The sequence below is a fragment of the Terribacillus sp. DMT04 genome, from assembly GCF_019056395.1.
Lineage (GTDB): Bacteria > Bacillota > Bacilli > Bacillales > Amphibacillaceae > Terribacillus > Terribacillus aidingensis_A.
Window position 1 is genome coordinate 418,534 of record NZ_CP077639.1, and the last position, 16,054, is coordinate 434,587.

15 protein-coding genes are annotated in these 16,054 nt (G+C 41.5%); 7 read left to right on the top strand and 8 right to left on the bottom strand.

The genetic code is table 11. The features are described 5' to 3' along the window. Positions 1–61: 61 nt before the first annotated feature. Entirely contained in the window at positions 62–1,753 is a 1,692-nt protein-coding gene (locus tag KS242_RS02295) for an NAD-dependent malic enzyme (RefSeq protein ID WP_217322836.1), read from the bottom strand. A 352-nt stretch (positions 1,754–2,105) separates the two neighbouring features. Between KS242_RS02295 and KS242_RS02300 the strand changes: the two genes are divergently transcribed. Then, positions 2,106–3,467, top strand: a complete 1,362-nt coding sequence (locus tag KS242_RS02300) for an FAD-binding oxidoreductase (protein ID WP_217322837.1) — start codon at positions 2,106–2,108, stop codon at positions 3,465–3,467. Between the two features lie 43 nt (positions 3,468–3,510). Here KS242_RS02300 and KS242_RS18180 read toward each other — a convergent pair whose 3' ends face one another. From KS242_RS18180 to KS242_RS02310, 3 genes are all read right to left on the bottom strand, one after another. Then, positions 3,511–3,633 carry a hypothetical protein gene (locus tag KS242_RS18180; RefSeq protein WP_256444518.1) on the bottom strand — a complete coding sequence of 41 codons (123 nt, stop codon included), beginning with the start codon at positions 3,631–3,633 and terminating at the stop codon, positions 3,511–3,513. Between the two features lie 54 nt (positions 3,634–3,687). After that, positions 3,688–3,990, bottom strand: coding sequence for a hypothetical protein (locus KS242_RS02305; RefSeq protein WP_217322838.1), 303 nt, complete (start codon positions 3,988–3,990; stop codon positions 3,688–3,690). A 150-nt stretch (positions 3,991–4,140) separates the two neighbouring features. Further along, the gene (locus tag KS242_RS02310) at positions 4,141–4,473 is read right to left on the bottom strand and encodes a winged helix-turn-helix transcriptional regulator (protein ID WP_217322839.1); all 333 of its coding nucleotides are present in this window, start codon (positions 4,471–4,473) and stop codon (positions 4,141–4,143) included. A gap of 178 nt (positions 4,474–4,651) precedes the next feature. Here KS242_RS02310 and KS242_RS02315 point away from each other — a divergent pair, with 178 nt between their 5' ends. Beyond that, positions 4,652–5,122, top strand: a complete 471-nt coding sequence (locus KS242_RS02315; protein WP_217322840.1) for a nucleoside deaminase — start codon at positions 4,652–4,654, stop codon at positions 5,120–5,122. Positions 5,123–5,137: 15 nt separating this feature from the next. Here KS242_RS02315 and KS242_RS02320 read toward each other — a convergent pair whose 3' ends face one another. Then, on the bottom strand, positions 5,138–7,198 hold the full coding sequence (locus KS242_RS02320; RefSeq protein ID WP_217322841.1) for a putative bifunctional diguanylate cyclase/phosphodiesterase: 2,061 nt from the start codon (positions 7,196–7,198) through the stop codon (positions 5,138–5,140). Positions 7,199–7,328: 130 nt separating this feature from the next. On the opposite strand from KS242_RS02320, the gene KS242_RS02325 reads away from it, so the two are divergent. After that, entirely contained in the window at positions 7,329–8,333 is a 1,005-nt protein-coding gene (locus tag KS242_RS02325; RefSeq protein ID WP_217322842.1) for an NAD(P)/FAD-dependent oxidoreductase, read from the top strand. A 109-nt stretch (positions 8,334–8,442) separates the two neighbouring features. On the opposite strand, the gene KS242_RS02330 is transcribed toward KS242_RS02325, so the two are convergent. Further along, on the bottom strand, positions 8,443–9,291 hold the full coding sequence (locus KS242_RS02330; protein ID WP_217322843.1) for a Cof-type HAD-IIB family hydrolase: 849 nt from the start codon (positions 9,289–9,291) through the stop codon (positions 8,443–8,445). Positions 9,292–9,447: 156 nt separating this feature from the next. Here KS242_RS02330 and KS242_RS02335 point away from each other — a divergent pair, with 156 nt between their 5' ends. The 4 genes from KS242_RS02335 to KS242_RS02350 are packed head-to-tail and all read left to right on the top strand — an operon-like array spanning position 9,448 to position 14,028. Next, positions 9,448–10,410, top strand: coding sequence for a glycosyltransferase family 2 protein (locus tag KS242_RS02335; RefSeq protein WP_217322844.1), 963 nt, complete (start codon positions 9,448–9,450; stop codon positions 10,408–10,410). Continuing rightward, a complete protein-coding gene (locus tag KS242_RS02340; protein ID WP_217322845.1) occupies positions 10,388–10,792 on the top strand; it encodes a GtrA family protein in 405 nt (134 codons plus the stop codon). Before KS242_RS02335 ends, KS242_RS02340 begins: the two co-directional genes overlap by 23 nt. Further along, positions 10,782–13,394 carry a YfhO family protein gene (locus tag KS242_RS02345; protein ID WP_217322846.1) on the top strand — a complete coding sequence of 871 codons (2,613 nt, stop codon included), beginning with the start codon at positions 10,782–10,784 and terminating at the stop codon, positions 13,392–13,394. The genes KS242_RS02340 and KS242_RS02345 overlap by 11 nt, the downstream gene beginning before the upstream one ends. Beyond that, positions 13,378–14,028, top strand: a complete 651-nt coding sequence (locus KS242_RS02350; RefSeq protein WP_217322847.1) for a lysozyme family protein — start codon at positions 13,378–13,380, stop codon at positions 14,026–14,028. The genes KS242_RS02345 and KS242_RS02350 overlap by 17 nt, the downstream gene beginning before the upstream one ends. A 131-nt stretch (positions 14,029–14,159) precedes the next feature. Here the strand turns inward: KS242_RS02350 and KS242_RS02355 are convergent, their stop codons facing one another. Both KS242_RS02355 and coaA read right to left on the bottom strand, forming a co-directional pair. Then, the gene (locus KS242_RS02355; RefSeq protein WP_217322848.1) at positions 14,160–15,026 is read right to left on the bottom strand and encodes a MurR/RpiR family transcriptional regulator; all 867 of its coding nucleotides are present in this window, start codon (positions 15,024–15,026) and stop codon (positions 14,160–14,162) included. Between the two features lie 22 nt (positions 15,027–15,048). Continuing rightward, the gene (gene coaA / locus KS242_RS02360) at positions 15,049–15,972 is read right to left on the bottom strand and encodes a type I pantothenate kinase (RefSeq protein WP_217322849.1); all 924 of its coding nucleotides are present in this window, start codon (positions 15,970–15,972) and stop codon (positions 15,049–15,051) included. Between the last annotated feature and the right edge of the window lie 82 nt (positions 15,973–16,054).

Below are 16,054 nucleotides of genomic sequence, written 5' to 3' on the forward strand. Positions count from 1 at the left end.
TTAATACAGGTGCCTCCTTTTTGAAGGAGTCACCTGCACCATAGGAAATTACGATAAAAGCTTAACCTTTGATGGATTTATATTCAGGTTTCCACGCAGATTGAGCTAGAAGGTCTTTAATCTCTTCAGGTTTTGCATCTGATACGCCATCTTCAATCGCTGCTTTTGCAACTGCTTCTGCTACGGCATTTGATACTGGTTGTAGCTCGTCAATTGCTGGAAGCAAGGAACCGCCATGTGTATTGCTCACAACCATGTCAGCAATTGCATTAGCTGCAGCTGCGAACATAGCATCTGTAATGCGGCTTGCTTTTGCAGCAATGGATCCAAGTCCAAGACCTGGGAACGCAAATGCGTTGTTTGCTTGTCCGATATGGTAAGTTGTGCCTTTGTATTCTACAGGGTCGAATGGACTTCCTGTTGCAATCAATGCTTTTCCATTTGTCCACTCAAGCAAGTCTTTTGGAATTGCTTCTGCAAGCGGTGTTGGGTTAGACATTGGCATAATCACTGGATGTTCTACATGTTTAGCCATTTCTTTAATGATCTCAGCACTGAATGCACCAGCTTGTCCAGAAGTACCAATTAGAATTGTTGGTTTAACTTGACGGATCACTTCCGCAAGACCAATGATACCATCTTCTTTATTCCAATCTTTTACTTCATCCGCTGAACGAAGGTATGGTTTCTGGAATTCAGCAATACCATCCATGTCGTCAGTCAATAGACCGCGCTGGTCAATTGCCCAGAAGTTTTTCAATGCATCTTCTTTAGAGATACCATCAAGTACCATAGCTGCTGCAATTTGGTCCGCATTACCGATACCAGCAGAACCAGGTCCGAAGACAACGACACGCTGTTCGCTGATTGGTGTACCAGTTACTTTGGAAGCACTCATAACAGCTGCTAGTGTGATGGCGCCAGTACCTTGGATATCGTCATTGAATGTAAGGATCTTATCGCCGTATTTATCAATGATGTTACGTGCATTGCGGTTACCGAAGTCTTCCCAGTGCAATAGAACGTTAGGGAATTTCTCAACCGTTTTACTAATGAAAGCATCGATGAACTGATCGTACTGTTCACCGCGTACACGTTTATGACGGTTACCGACGTAAAGCGGGTCGTTAAGTAATTCATCGTTATCTGTACCAGCATCGATTACTACTGGAAGGACACGGTTAGGGTCAATTCCTGCAGCAGCTGTATAAACAGCTAGTTTACCAATAGCGATATTCAGACCGCCTACACCCCAGTCACCAATTCCTAGGATACTTTCAGAGTCTGTTACAACAATCAAGTCTATCTCATCTGTGTTAAGCAATGTGTTGTCATACGCTTGTTCGATGTTTTCTGGATTGTTGATATCCAGATAAACTCCGCCTGGACGTTGGTACTCATGGCTGTATTCTTGGATAGCTTGTCCAACAGTTGGAGTATAAACAACTGGAAGCATTTCGCTCAAATGATCTGTAAGAAGGCGATAGTAAAGAACAACGTTACGGTTGTAAAGCTGATTTAATGTGTTGTTTTTCAACAAATTATTCGGCTGTGCATTGTATTGTTCATAAGCACGTTTAACCTGTTCATCTAATGTTAGAACCGTCGCGGGTAGAACACCATCAAGACCAAGTTCCGCACGCTCTTCTTTTGTAAAAGCGACACCTTTATTTAGAAAAGGATTTGAGATTAAGTTCTTACCTCTAAGAGAAGTGGATACCGATCCATCTTCGTTGTTATGATATATGTTCATATCTGAAATTCCACCTTTTCGAATGATTACTTACCTTTTGTAACTGCCACAATCAATTCTACCACTTTACAATTGTTAATCAATTTTAACAAAGTATTTAAAACAACTATTGCATTAGCTGACTTTGTGTGGTATTTCACATACTTTCAAACCGCATTGTAAACCGCGGTATGAAGGTATTTTACAGATGTGAAATAAATTCTATTTTTACTTTGTTATTATTTTTTTTACTTAGTAAAGTATACATTAACCAACTTTTTAACTTATGTTTAATTATTCTGACTGTTCGGCTTTTTAAACATTTGTCCTCATGTTAAGCTAGATAAGATAGAGAGGGAAGGTGTATGAAATTATGGATATCATAAAGGAACTAAGCAAAGAAATTCACTCGGGAAGGATATCTGCATCTGCGTCTGTTATCAGTCAGCATAATCATGATGCGTCTTATCATCCTGCAGCTGATCCGGACGTCGTTGTGTTTCCTGAAAGTACAAAGGAAGTAAGTGCTGTTCTTTCAATTGCGAATAAACACGGCATACCTGTCACGCCTTTTGGTAAAGGATCCAGTTTGGAAGGACATGCTATCCCCTATAATGGCGGTATTTCATTAGATTTAGGTTTGATGAATCAGTTAATAACTATTGAAGAGACAGATGGGTACGTAGTGGCCGGGGCAGGCTTGACCCAGTTTCAATTGAATGATGCCCTGAAGAAGCATGGTTTATTCTTCAGTGTGGATCCGGGAGCTGAAGCGGCGCTTGGGGGGATGGCAGGGACGAATGCCAGCGGTTCTTACACAGTAAAATACGGGACAATGCGGGACAACATATTGGATATGGAAGTAGTGCTGCCGAGCGGAGAGATCATTCATACTGGCTCAAAGGCATTGAAGTCTTCTTCTGGACTGCATCTTTCTGGATTGTTTGCTGGATCGGAAGGTACGCTGGGTGTCATTACGGAACTGACACTTCGTGTGCATCCAGTCCCAGAAGCAACAGTAGCTGCGCGAGCTGTTTTTCGCGATTTTGAAGAAGCAGTCACAGCTGTTGTAAGACTACGTACAGCAGGGTTGGACTTAGCGAGGATTGAATTCGTAGATGCCGCATCGGTTGCACATGTAAACCAATTCGCGCAAACAACGTATAAAGAACAGCCAACTATCTTTTTTGAATTAAATGGAGAGCCGGAACATCTTCGACTTCAAATTGACCGGATGGAGCAGCTGCTGAAACCCTTTGAGGTGGCGGAGTTTCTCACCGAGACAGACCCTGCCGCACAGGAGCGGTTATGGGACGCCCGACATAACTTAGCTTACTATTATATACAAGCTGCTCCAACAAAGCAGATGCTTGTGACAGATGTTTGTCTTCCAATATCTAAGCTGTCGGAAGCCATTTTGCATGCAAGGCAGACAATAGAAGAAAGCGGCTTAGAGGCTGGTATCGTCGGGCATGTGGGGGATGGAAATTTCCACATTATTGCTATGGTGGATTTTGCTAATGACACGGAAGTAACAGCTGCGACAAAGCTGCACGCAGCCGTGGTAGATTATGCATTGGCGAATGAAGGAACGTGCACGGGAGAACATGGTGTAGGTGTTGGTAAGAAGAAGTACCAGAAGCTGGAGCATGGTCCAGCATATGAATTAATGCGCACCATTAAAAGAGCGGTGGACCCGCACGGCATCATGAATCCAGGTAAACTAGTCGATTAAACAGAAAAAAGAGCGTACTCCCCTCAGAATACGCTCTTTTTAATTATCCTTTTTTATTGCTGAATAGGTCTGAAATGGCATGCACTAATTCGACACCTTGAAAAGCTAAGATAGATAGTGCACTAATGGAAAATGCTACGACGATGACCGCTCTTGCCACAAACATTTCCGTCCCCTCCTTTGGAATGCTAAGAACCTTTAAGCAGCAAAGGGAACCTATTCAGCGGTAACTCGATTGATAGAAGACGGCCAGCAGGAAATGCCGAAGCTTCTGTTTCGTCTGCATCATACGCGCTTGCATCGTATTTCCGGCAAGCAGTAACGGGAGAAGAATCAGGACTGCTGTTTGTGCTAATATCGGGAACCAGTGTTTGTCGTCATCCGGCAGATCCGCCTTATGACTAGCAACATGCTGGGGCTCTATATCGTTTGTATGCCAATAATGTGACGGATGTACGAGCATCAGTTGAAGCATGACAGACAACAATAGACCAATAAACAAAAAAGCAGCTTTGCTTTGCATCTCCTCACCACCTCCTATCCTTTCGTATCTTTCAACTATATACCCCGTTACAGAAGGTTGTAAAGCCTATGCTGATAATATTTACATTATTCAAAATTAATGTAAAAAAACCTGTCCTTTATTGGAAAGGCCAGGTTTTCAAGCTTATTATTAAGTGGTCGAATCTAATTCTTCCGAATCAACCCATTTTTCCGCCCATTCTCTTATAGAAGTGATCACAGGGCGCAATGCGCGACCTTTTTCGGTCAGTTCATATTCAATACGGACAGGTGTGTCCGGATATACTGTTCTTGTAGTAATACCTGCTGCTTCCAACTCTTTCAATCGTTCTGAAAGCAGCCGGCCGCTAATCGGCAGGGAAGATTCCAATTCAGAGAAACGCTGTGATCCTTCTAAGAGGCGGAAAATGATAAAGCCATTCCAGCGTTTACTCAGGAGCTCCATTCCTGTTTCAAAACGCGGACATAAATCTGCAGATTTCATCTATCATCACCTCTGTAAAAGCACTGTTTACTTTATTTGTTATTTCCTAATTATAAACGAGGTTACGAAAAGTAACAAGTATATTATTCGTATTCCTGCTCATGGCTCTATCTTTATAAACTGGCGAAATAGTAAGAATAATCCTATAATAGAACAAAGATGTATTGGAGGAAACAGAATGAATCATCAATATTATATAGATTATGCGTGCAAACTTGCTGCAGAGAATGTGAAAAGCGGAAAGGGTGGTCCGTTCGGAGCTGTAATTGTTCGAGGTGAACATATTATAGGTGAAGGGACCAACTTAGTCACAAGTATGCATGACCCGACAGCGCATGCGGAAATACAGGCAATACGTAATGCCACAAGCTTTGTCGGTCATTTTGAATTAGAGGATTGCATAATTTACTCGAGCTGCGAGCCTTGTCCGATGTGTTTAGGAGCAATTTATTGGGCGCGTCCAAAAGCATTATACTTTGCATATACAAAGAAAGATGCTGCTGCAATTGGATTTGATGATGACTTTATTTATCAAGAAATCGATAAACCATACCAAGAGAGGAAAATTCATACGGCACAGCTAAAGGAGAGCGGTACAGCAAATCCGATGAGCGTGTGGATGGATAAAGAAGATAAAGTTGAGTATTAGAAAAGGTGAACCCTGTTATACAGGGCTCATCTCTTTTTTATGTGCTCTATTAAAAGCTTGCAAATAGGTGAGGAATTCACTTACTTGCAAGGGTTTGCTAAACATATAGCCTTGTGCATAGTCACACTTCAAATCTTGTACCCAATTCAACTGTTCTTGACTTTCCACGCCTTCTGCCACAATAGTAAGTTCAAGTTTCTTCGCTAACGTCACAATAGAAGAGACGATTGCTTGGTCTTGAAAGTCTTCCGGCAGATTAGCAATGAAAGCACGGTCAATTTTAAGCGTGTCTACTGGAAGCTGCTTCAAGTAATTCAAACTATTGAATCCCTTTCCGAAGTCATCTAATGCAATGCGGATGCCAAGCTCTTTTAGTTCTCTGATGGTTTGTGCGGCGCCTTCGACATCTTGTATTGCCGTTTCTTCTGTTATTTCAATCTCTAGCCTGGATACATCAACTTCTGGATTTTCTCGCATTTGTTTACGGATAAAACTGACAAAGCGATTATTATAAAATTGCTGTGTACTTATGTTTACAGCCACATGCAGATTGTGGAACGCTTTTTTGTTCATTTCGGCAAATACCAGCTCAATCATCTTTTTATCAAGAGCGACTATATCGCCGTTTTTCTCTGCCAATGGTATAAATTGTGCAGGTGGAATTATACCGTGAACAGGGTGAATCCAGCGGCACAGAGCTTCCATCCCGTAGAGGCGATCGCCTGTACTTGCCATTTTAGGCTGGAAAAATACTTGAATTTCTCCATTAGCAATAGCGCTGCACAACTCTGATTCCAGTAGGAGCGGCTGCTTATTTTGTAACGTTTCATTAGCGAAGAATTTATAATTCGATCGACCGTTTTCTTTTGCTAAGTACATGGCAATATCCGCGAAGCGCATTACTTCTTTGCTAGTTGTACCGTTGTCAGGGATTAACGCAACACCAACACTGGTGCTTACGCTCACTTTTCTTCCTTCTATAAAAAACGGTTCTTCCACACTTTGAATGATTTCGTGTGCGAGTTCAGTTGCATCTTCCTTCGTAGCTCCTGGATACAGCAAGGTAAATTCATCTCCGCCAAGCCGTGCAATTACGCTTTGTTTGGGCAGCATGCGCGACAGTCGCAATGTCACAAGCTGCAGCAGTTTATCACCGAACTTATGGCCGAGTGTGTCGTTGACGGCTTTAAATCGATCTAAATCCATGAAAAACAGCGCGGCTGTCTCATCTGTTCTATGCTCCAAGTAGTCACGAAGCTGTTGTTCGAAATAACGCCGGTTCGGTATCTTCGTCAATTCATCATGATTTGCGATATAGTTTAATTGATCTGCTTGTTTAGCCAGTTTCTGATCTGTAGTAGTAGAAACAAAAGCTAATACTTGGGTGAGCAGGATAACGAGCATCACACTAATGGCTAGATTAACGTTGTTTGGTGTGAAAATGGGCTCGGGAAGGATAGAGCTGCTGTTCACATGGACAACAGCAGCCTTCATTCCTGTATAATGCATACCGCAAATTGCAATACCCATTGTAATAGCGCTTGCTAACTTATAGAGATGCTGTGTCTGCTCCTTAGTGTGCTGGAAGTAGTGGAAAAGGAGCAAGGCGACACAAGATGCTATAATAGCAATCAATATAGATAAGTAGAAATATAATCTGTCGTGATGCATCATGCCATCCAGACGCATGGCCATCATGCCTATGTAATGCATACTTGTAATTGCAGCTCCCATACAGATACTGCCCGCTATAAGTCGCAATGCAGTGAGCCTAATAGAGGAGAGATAAAAGGCGATTGAGGTGCCCAGAAACGCAAAAATCACGGACAAAGTGACCATTCCTGGGTCATATGTAACTTCTGTCGGCAATTTATAAGCCAGCATGGAAAGAAAATGCATGGACCAGATACCGAGTGCCATCAAAAGCGAGCTAGATAGGAACCAATAAGATTTTCGCCAGCCGGTAGTCCGATTTATTCTGGAACACATATCTAAAGCGATATAGGATGAAAGAATAGCAATAATAATGGATACGATGACAAAAGTGACGTTATAAGTCCCGGTGATTTCTTGCATGAAGTTCCTCCAAGTTGTTAGGTAGTTCTATAGTCTTAGGAGTATTGTATACCCAAGGGGAGAAAAAGCAAACCAATATTTGGTGTAATTATAGTAAATTAACGTCTTTGTAAAATGGGAGGACTAGAAAGTGCGGAATGACTTTATATACGACGTCATCATTATTGGCGGCGGAACGACAGGATTGTATGCATCTTTTTATACAAACTTGCGCAAGATGACGACTTTACTGATTGAAGCGACAGCAGAATTTGGCGGAAAAGTAGCCCAGTTTTATCCAGAGAAGCATATTTATGATGTTGGCGCTTATCCTGCTGCTACAGGGGAGGAGATGGTTGCCCAGCTGCTGGAACAAAGCAGAAAAGCAAAACCGGAAATCGTAACAGGTGAATTTGTTGAACATATCAAAAAGCGAAGTGACGGTATATTTGAATTAATGACAACGCAAGGTACACTGTACATGACGAGGACAGTAATCCTTACTTGCGGGATGGGAACATACCAAATGAAGCCCCTTCCGCTTGAAGAAGCTTCCCTATATGAAGGGAAAAATCTTCATTATTACTTGAAGTCATCTGAAAACTTCCGGAATCAGCGTGTTGTCGTATATGCAGCAAACCGTACAGGAATTGACTGGGCGATGGCATTGGAGAAGACAGCAAAAGAAGTCACACTGCTGAATCAGCGTGATTATTTTCTCTATACGCCTCCGCAAGTAATGGAAGCATTAGCGGAAACATCGATTAAGGTCAAATACAACCATAATGTAACGAAGCTGTTGGGGAATAAGCAAGGGTTGCACACACTGCTAGTAGAAAAAGATGGAATAGAAACGATGCTGCAAGTGGATGCGCTGCTATATTATGAAAATGTAAATCTTACACAAACACCCTTTGATAATTGGGGGATTGAGACGGACAAGCACAAAGTTATCGTTGATTATGAGATGGCGACAAGCATACCTGGCATATATGCGGCGGGAGACGCTGTGCATTATCCGAAAAAAAATATGCTTATTGCTACAGGATTTGCTGAAACGATCACAGCAGTTAATAGTGCAAAACAATACTTAGATCCTTCTGCAAGTGCACAAGTATATAGTACAATTGAATACCAAAAAAATAGAGGCAGGTAAGCGATACTGCTTAATATATGGGAGATTTAAAAGCAGGAGGCACTTAAGATATAGTGGTGCCTCCTGCTTTTATGTATCAAGTTCTTTCAGCAATGCTCTGGATATGCTTTTAATTCTGCAGTATTTCCCGCTCAAGCATGGTTGCAACACCATTTTCTTCGTTAGTTTCTGTCGTGTAGTCACACGCTTCTTTCACTTCGTCTGTTGCATTGCCCATTGCAACCTTGGTACCTGCGACCTCCAGCATCGGCAAGTCATTCATACTGTCTCCAACAGCAATAATATCTTCTGTTTTGATGTCTAATTTTTTCGCGAGTTTCTTCAGCGCATACCCTTTTGAGGCTTGGCCAGCCACAATCTCCAGATTAAAGTCAGCGGAAGAGTAGAGATTTAAATCATTCTTGCCTAATGTATCTGCTGCTACACGTCTCCTTTCTTCATCAAAACTGACAATTGTTATTTTGTAGATGTTTTTTTCTTCTTGGAAGACCTGCATATAGTCATCGATTTCCTTTATATTCGCTTGACCTAGCTGTCGCTCTTTTGCATTTCTCATTTCTTCTTGGTCTGCTTGTTGGACGATATCCATTTCATCTTCGAGCAGCTGCTTCGCATTGGAAGTAATGAATATTTCCTTATCTGTAACTATTTCAAAATAGTAATTCTCTTCGGCTAACCAACGAGTAATTTCTTTTGCATAAATCGACTTAAGCGGCAGGGGAAGAGTTAGGCTTCCGTCTGGATCATATGTCGTTGCACCATTTGCACCGATAATCCAAACAGACAAGTCTTGATTCTGGAAAAGGCGCTGCACATCAAATTGTGCTCTCCCTGTTGCAATGACAATTTGTGCACCTTTTTCTTGGGCCTTCTTGACAGCATCTGCATGAATCGTTGATATTGTATAGTTGTTATTAAGAAACGTTCCATCTAGGTCTATTGCTACTATTTTTTGCATAAGTGTATGCTCCTTTTTTCCTTTTTGTTATCAGTTCCCTTAATCTAGCAGGATGTAAACTGACGAAATTAGGGTAGTGAAGTATAATAAGATAGAAAGCCGCCCACAATTTTAACAATACATATATAGAAGGTTTTACCTAATGGAGGGAAAAGAATGGCTGCAAAATTACTATCTGTAATTGTGCCTTCGTACAATGAAGCTGACAATGTGGAGCTTTTTTATGAAGAACTTACAAAAGAATTACAATATTCTTCTTATAACTGTGAGGTAATTTATGTAGATGATGGAAGCTCGGATACGACACTGCTGGAGCTGAAAGAGTTGGCGGATCAGCATTATAACGTGCATTACCTGTCATTTACGAGAAATTTCGGAAAAGAAGCAGCTATATTGGCGGGATTTCAGCATGCGAAAGGTGATTGTGCAGTTGTTATTGATGCCGATTTACAACATCCCGTTGCCCTGCTGCATGACTTGCTGGAGGGCTTTGAAGAAGGATATGACCAAGTAATTGCAAGGAGAAACAGAAAGGGAGAAAGCATACCGCGCAAATTGCTTTCTACTTTGTATTATCAGGTTATGAACAAGTTCATCGATGTTCGGATACAAAATGGCGTTGGTGATTTTCGATTGCTCAGCAGAAGAGCAATTGATGCACTGTTGATTCTAAGTGAAGGCAATCGTTTTTCCAAGGGGCTGTTCTCTTGGATTGGATTTGAACAGAAAACAGTTTATTACGATAACGTAACCCGTCAAAATGGAGAGTCCAAATGGTCAATTGGAAAATTAATCAATTATGGTATTGATGGTGTTGTGTCGTTTAATACAAAGCCGCTTCGTTTGTGCTTATATGCGGGATTTATTGTATTGTTCCTTTCTATCGCTTATATTTTGTACACATTTGTTGAAGTACTCATAAGAGGAGTTATTACACCTGGATACTTTACACTCATTACGGCTATTCTCTTCCTCGGAGGCGTTCAGCTTGTAAGTTTAGGTGTGATTGGAGAATACATCGGCCGTATCTATAATGAAACAAAGCGCAGACCGCACTATTTGATAAAAGATACAAATATTGAGGAAATGAAACATTATGAAAAAAATATGGAAGCTTGAATTCCCCCGATTTGTCATTGTTGGGGTACTTAATACAATTTGTTATTACCTCGTTTATCTGCTGTTTTATCAAGCAGCAGATGTTTTTTATCTTCTGTCTCATTGGATTGGCGTCATTTTAAGTATGATTTTCTCATTCTTTTTAAATAGTTATTTCACGTATGGGGTACGACCGACTTGGCGTAAGTTTTTCCAGTTTCCTTTAACACAGGCAGTCAATATAGCAGTCTCCTCTGTTCTTGTGTCTTTATTTATTGAGGTTTTAGGCTGGAGCGGGACAGTGGCTCCAATTGCAGCTGTCTTTATTACGGTGCCCATCACGTTTATTATCACAAGTAAAATTATGAAGAATGGACGTGAGGATGTGACACATGAAGCGTAGAGGCAAAGTTGTGCTGCTTATCTTAGCAGCGCTGATTTTTTCAATCGCTGTACATATGCACTTTATCAGTGAATACTTCGACGGTCGTTTTATGCTCGGACCTAACGATGGAATGGCGCAAATGCTGCCATTCAAGCAGCATTTATATGAGCAATACACACAGGGGAATTTCTTTTATTCCTTTTCATTCGGACTTGGCGGCGGTATTTATAGTCAGCTCGCGTATTATTTCTCGACGAGTATCGTGTACCTGCTTACCTTGCTGTCGATTAAAGGACTGGAGTTAGCCGGTGTCATTGGCAGCCCGGATGTTATTACTTGGGCAAGAGCAATTTTGCCAGTAAGCATTATCCGGCTTGCGGCAGCATTGCTTCTTGCAGTCGGTGTGTTTCGCTATTTGCGTATTCCATATGTGCCTGCATTCATTGGGGCTTGTTTTTATGCAGGGAGTGCCATTTACTTTCGGCATGTTGTGTATTGGGAGTTTTTCGCCAATGCTTTTCTTTGGCTGCCGCTGCTTGTATTAGGCGCAGAGAAAATCATTCGGGAGCGGAAACCGTATTGGATGATTGCTGCAGTAGCACTGTCTGTTTTTGATAATTTTTATTTCTCTTACATAAGCTTTTTGTTTATCGGAATTTATGTGATTGCCAGATGGTTGATCAAGCTTTCTGACCATGAAGTGCCAATCAGAACACAATTACTTTACTTTGTTCCTGCAGTCATTCTCGGGTTTGGGATTGGTGCTATTTCATTCGTGCCGGCAGTATATGCTTTCTTAAACAACTATCGGCCAGCCTTTGAAGATGTAATTCCTTTCTATGAGAATGAAGACAATATCTTGTTCACTAGCCGAACGCTATTTGTACCTGTTTTGTTTGTTTTACTAGTTTGTACAGTTGGATTTTATAAAAATAAGTTGTTTCGTTTATTTGCTTTATTAAGCATCTTGTTCATTTTCTTCCAAGGCAGTCCTCGGATCGCCAGTATTTTTAATGGCTTTTCTGCACCGCAATACCGTTTTGAGTATTTATCTATGTTTGTCATTGCGGGAACGATTGCCGTCGGGATAACATTATTAACTAAAGTGAAGAAATGGCATTTACTATTTGCGATTGGTCTTGTTATCTTGCTCTATAGCCTCTATCTCCGTCATGACTTGACGTTAGAATGGGGAGATGATTGGGCAAAACAAGTTTGGACTGGTGTGGTACTAGTCCTGCTGGCTTTTCTATTGTATGCATGTAAACGGAAGCCCGTCATATTAGGGCTATGTATGGTGGTAGTCTTTGCAACCTATGTCCCGCTGATTAATGCACATCAAGAGGAGCAGCTTACGAACGCTGGTAATGTAGAGACTTCTACTTTGACGTATTTGAAGAGTGATAAATATGCTAATAAAGAACAGCAGGAATTGATAAGAGAGGTATTGGACTCAGATGATCGTTTCACTAGGCTGGAGTGGAAGACAGATAATCGAAACAATACAAATCTCGTGCAAGGATTTCCTGGCGTGAGCATTTATTCAAGCATCCTGAATAAGGAGCTGCTGTTTTTCTATTATTACGATATGAATATTGATATGAAGCGGGAAAGTGTTAGTCGCATCTCTGGATTTGGCAGCAGAGCCAACTTGTACAGCTTGCTTAATGGAAAATATATCATGTACGATAAACGGGAACCGATAGAAGCACCATATGGTTTTACCCTATATATAGAGAGTGATCGTTATGTTGTCTATCGTAATGAGAATTTACTTCCATTTGCAAAAGTGGCGGACGATGTGTTGACGGAAGAAACGTTAGTAAATTACACGCCGCTTGAAAGAGAACGAGCCATGCTAGATGGAATCATCCTTGCTGATGGGGAATCTACTTCACAAGCTGCGTCACTTCCAGATCTGATGAACAAGGTTTCCATACAGGCAGTGGGTGGCTCTTATCAAAATGGTCAGCTGCAAGTAGAGCAAGAGGAAGGCGGCTTAAACTTGCAGCTTGACGGAGAGTTACCGCAAACAGGCGACTATTATCTTAGTTTTTATTTGAAAAATAATGATCCTGCTGCACCATTATTTGATCTGACTGTGAATGAGTTTCAAACAGATAGAAAATCAAGACAATCTATTTACCGAACAAAAGTGAATGAATTAACAATTCGAGTAAAAGCAGCAGATACAATCCGCATACGTTTGCCAAAAGGCAGTTACAATCTGGAAGACTTACACTTACAGCATGAGGATTATCAGAAGCTTGAGAATTCCGTCACAGAAGCTGAGGATATTCCGTTTTCCATTGGTCATAATCAAGTCACTGTAGATTATACAAACGAGCAGGAAGGCAGTTATATGAAAATACCGGTTCCATATGAAAAAGGATGGCAAGTGTCAGTGAATGGAGAAGAACAAGAACTGCAGAAAGCAGATTATGCATTTCTTGGTGTAAAGCTGCAGACTGGAGATAATCATATTGTGTTTACCTACCGGCCGCCTTATTGGAATTTGGTATTAGCTCTTTGTATCGGAAGTTTGCTTTTCTCAGTAGGCTGGGCAGTCTTTTTGCGAAAACGTCATATGGCGGGTGAAAAAGATGAAAAAGAAGCATAGAAGAAAACCGCACAATTTATTGTCGGCATTTCGTACGGTAGTCGTCGTTGGTCTAGGCTTATTTTTCTTGTTGTTTGTCATATCTATTCTGGTAGAAGAAGACGATGGACAGGAACAACAGACAGGAAGAGCACTTTCAAAGAGTGCTTTACAATATCGGGATGTTATTTATGAAGAATTAGCCAAGTCAGAACAGGAATCACTTGCTCCGCTTGTTCTTTCCGTCATGATGCAAGAGTCGGGGGGCAGAGGAGATGATCCGATGCAAGCTTCCGAAAGCAAATGCGGGGAGATTGGCTGTATTGAGGATGCTAGTGAGTCTATTGCTTATGGCGTCTCCCATTTTGTCGATGTATTAGAAGCAGCAGATGGTAAGACAGACGTTGCAGTGCAAGCTTATAATTTTGGACCTGGGTTCATTGATTTTGTCGAAGCGAATGGCGGTACATTTAACAAGGACTTAGCCATTCGATTCTCCCAAGAACAGTTTGAGCAGGTCGACAATCCAGAAATCTATCGCTGTATACGCCCAGAATCAGAAGAACTTGATGCCTGCTATGGTGATATTCAATACGTGGAAGCTGTATACAGTTATCTGCCAGCTGCCGAAGCGGCTTATGAAGCGAATAAATGAAGTATCTTTCAAAGTATATAAAAATCCAACCAATGCGGGTCTTTTCTGAATAACAGCATTGGTTGGATTTTTTTGTTCGGCAGCTTACTTAACAGCCTGCTTTATATGGAGTTTAGAAGGGAAAGCGTGCATTATGTCCCGGAATTATTAAAGTTAGAGAACACATTAAAGTCACGCCACGCCTCCTCAATTGTGCGGAGGCGTTTTTTGACATCAGCAGCCTTCTCTTTTCCAATTAAAGCGATGAACGCATGAATTAAACTGATTGGCGCAGTTAGCGAATGTGTCAGCGAAGGCGATTTGCTGGAAGCCATGAACGAATAATCAGCTACGGATAGCAAAGGAGAAGATAAGCCGTCAGTAAAGGCGATTGCCTTCGCTCCGCGATCCTTTGCCATTTGAAACAGCCGCAGCGTGTGATTGGAATAGCGGACAAAGCTTAAAGCTATGAGCACATCGTCTTCCCTTATTGTTGAAATTTGGTCAATTGCCCGGTCAGAGGGCTCCACAATCTCTACGTTCTCAAAAATAAACGATAGGTGATAATGCAATAAATCAGCTACACTAACGGCGCTACGATTAGCCAAGATAAAGATTCGTTTAGAATGAATAACTGTGTCAGCTGCAGCATGAAAGGCTGGCATATCAATCCCTTCCATTGTTTCTTGAATGTTCGCCTGATCTCGCAGGAAGATGGCATATAAATCTTGATCTTCAGATTCGGTTTCGTCAGAAGGCTGCTTGAACCGTTCGGTTGCATTTAATTGGTCCTGCATCGCATTTTGAAGCGCCAGCTGCATCTCTGGAAAGCCGCGGAACCCCATAAAGGAAGCAAAACGAACGATTGTGGCATCACTTACTCCAGCTGATTTTGCTAATCCTTCCACATTAAGAAACGGTGACTGATTCGGGTGTTCTATAATAAAATTGGCGATTTTCTTCTGGGACTTCGACATATGCTCCCGCTGACTAGATATTTTATGGTAGATATCCGGCACGATGGAAAGACCCCTTTCACTATCAGAGTTTACGTAAGTATACGTCTTCGATTTCGTGATTGTTTCCTTTTCTTAAAATAAGGTCAGAACGGCCTTTTGTTGGCAAGATGTTTTCATGCAGATTTTTAGCATTAATTGTCTCCCAAATTGTTTCTGCCGTTTGCAATGCTTCTTCCACCGGTACCTCTGCATAATGACGGAAATAGGATTTTGGATCCTGGAATGCCGTTGCTCGGAGCATAAGGAAACGCTCTTTGTACCATTTTTCAATGTTCTCTTCGTCTGCATCGATATAAATGGAGAAGTCGAAGAAATCACTGACAAAGAATTGGTACTCTTTCTTCACCTGCAGCACGTTTACCCCTTCTACGATTAAGATATCCGGGTTTGTAACTAGCTCTGTTTGTTCAGATAGGACATCGTATGTGAGGTGGGAATACTGCGGACCTTTTATATTGGTCGTTCCCGCCTTCACTTGCCCCATGAATTCTATCAATGCTTTTATATCATAGCTTTCTGGAAATCCTTTTCGCTGCATCAGCTGTTTTTCCTGTAACACAGCATTAGGATAGAGAAAACCATCAGTTGTGACAAGTTCGGTCTTCTTATCTGGCAAGGCACGGGAGAGCATCAATTGCAGAAGTCTCGCGATGGTACTCTTTCCAACGGCAACACTGCCGGCAATGCCAATGATAAACGGTACTTTCTTTTCGTTCGTACCAAGAAAAGCCCCTGCTTTAGCATGAAGCGTTTCGGCTGCTTCTAAATAGTAGGAAATAAGATTGGTCAGCGGCATATAAGCAGTCTCTACCTCAGGCAAAGATATCCTCGTATTAATACCGCGTATTTCTTCAAGTTCTGTTTGTGTCAGGGGTAGGCGTTCTGTTTTGGAAAGAGCTGCCCAGTTTTCCCGTGAAAAATGATAGTAAGGTTTATATGTATGCATGATTACCCTCAACTTTTGTCTGCTATTTTGAGAAATAGTTCAACTTACAAACGTTTACAAATACTTTACCATTTTACTACTT

Excerpts from the sequence above, each read along its gene's own strand:
- KS242_RS02310 (WP_217322839.1), bottom strand. The coding sequence starts at position 4,473 with ATGAAATCTGCAGATTTATGTCCGCGTTTTGAAACAGGAATGGAGCTC.
- KS242_RS18180 (WP_256444518.1), bottom strand. The coding sequence starts at position 3,633 with ATGTTTGTGGCAAGAGCGGTCATCGTCGTAGCATTTTCCATTAGTGCA.
- KS242_RS02320 (WP_217322841.1), bottom strand. The coding sequence starts at position 7,198 with ATGCAAGAAATCACCGGGACTTATAACGTCACTTTTGTCATCGTATCC.
- KS242_RS02315 (WP_217322840.1), top strand. The coding sequence starts at position 4,652 with ATGAATCATCAATATTATATAGATTATGCGTGCAAACTTGCTGCAGAG.
- coaA (WP_217322849.1), bottom strand. The coding sequence starts at position 15,972 with ATGCATACATATAAACCTTACTATCATTTTTCACGGGAAAACTGGGCA.
- KS242_RS02340 (WP_217322845.1), top strand. The coding sequence starts at position 10,388 with ATGAAAAAAATATGGAAGCTTGAATTCCCCCGATTTGTCATTGTTGGG.
- KS242_RS02335 (WP_217322844.1), top strand. The coding sequence starts at position 9,448 with ATGGCTGCAAAATTACTATCTGTAATTGTGCCTTCGTACAATGAAGCT.
- KS242_RS02345 (WP_217322846.1), top strand. The coding sequence starts at position 10,782 with ATGAAGCGTAGAGGCAAAGTTGTGCTGCTTATCTTAGCAGCGCTGATT.
- KS242_RS02330 (WP_217322843.1), bottom strand. The coding sequence starts at position 9,291 with ATGCAAAAAATAGTAGCAATAGACCTAGATGGAACGTTTCTTAATAAC.
- KS242_RS02305 (WP_217322838.1), bottom strand. The coding sequence starts at position 3,990 with ATGCAAAGCAAAGCTGCTTTTTTGTTTATTGGTCTATTGTTGTCTGTC.
- KS242_RS02300 (WP_217322837.1), top strand. The coding sequence starts at position 2,106 with ATGGATATCATAAAGGAACTAAGCAAAGAAATTCACTCGGGAAGGATA.
- KS242_RS02350 (WP_217322847.1), top strand. The coding sequence starts at position 13,378 with ATGAAAAAGAAGCATAGAAGAAAACCGCACAATTTATTGTCGGCATTT.
- KS242_RS02295 (WP_217322836.1), bottom strand. The coding sequence starts at position 1,753 with ATGAACATATATCATAACAACGAAGATGGATCGGTATCCACTTCTCTT.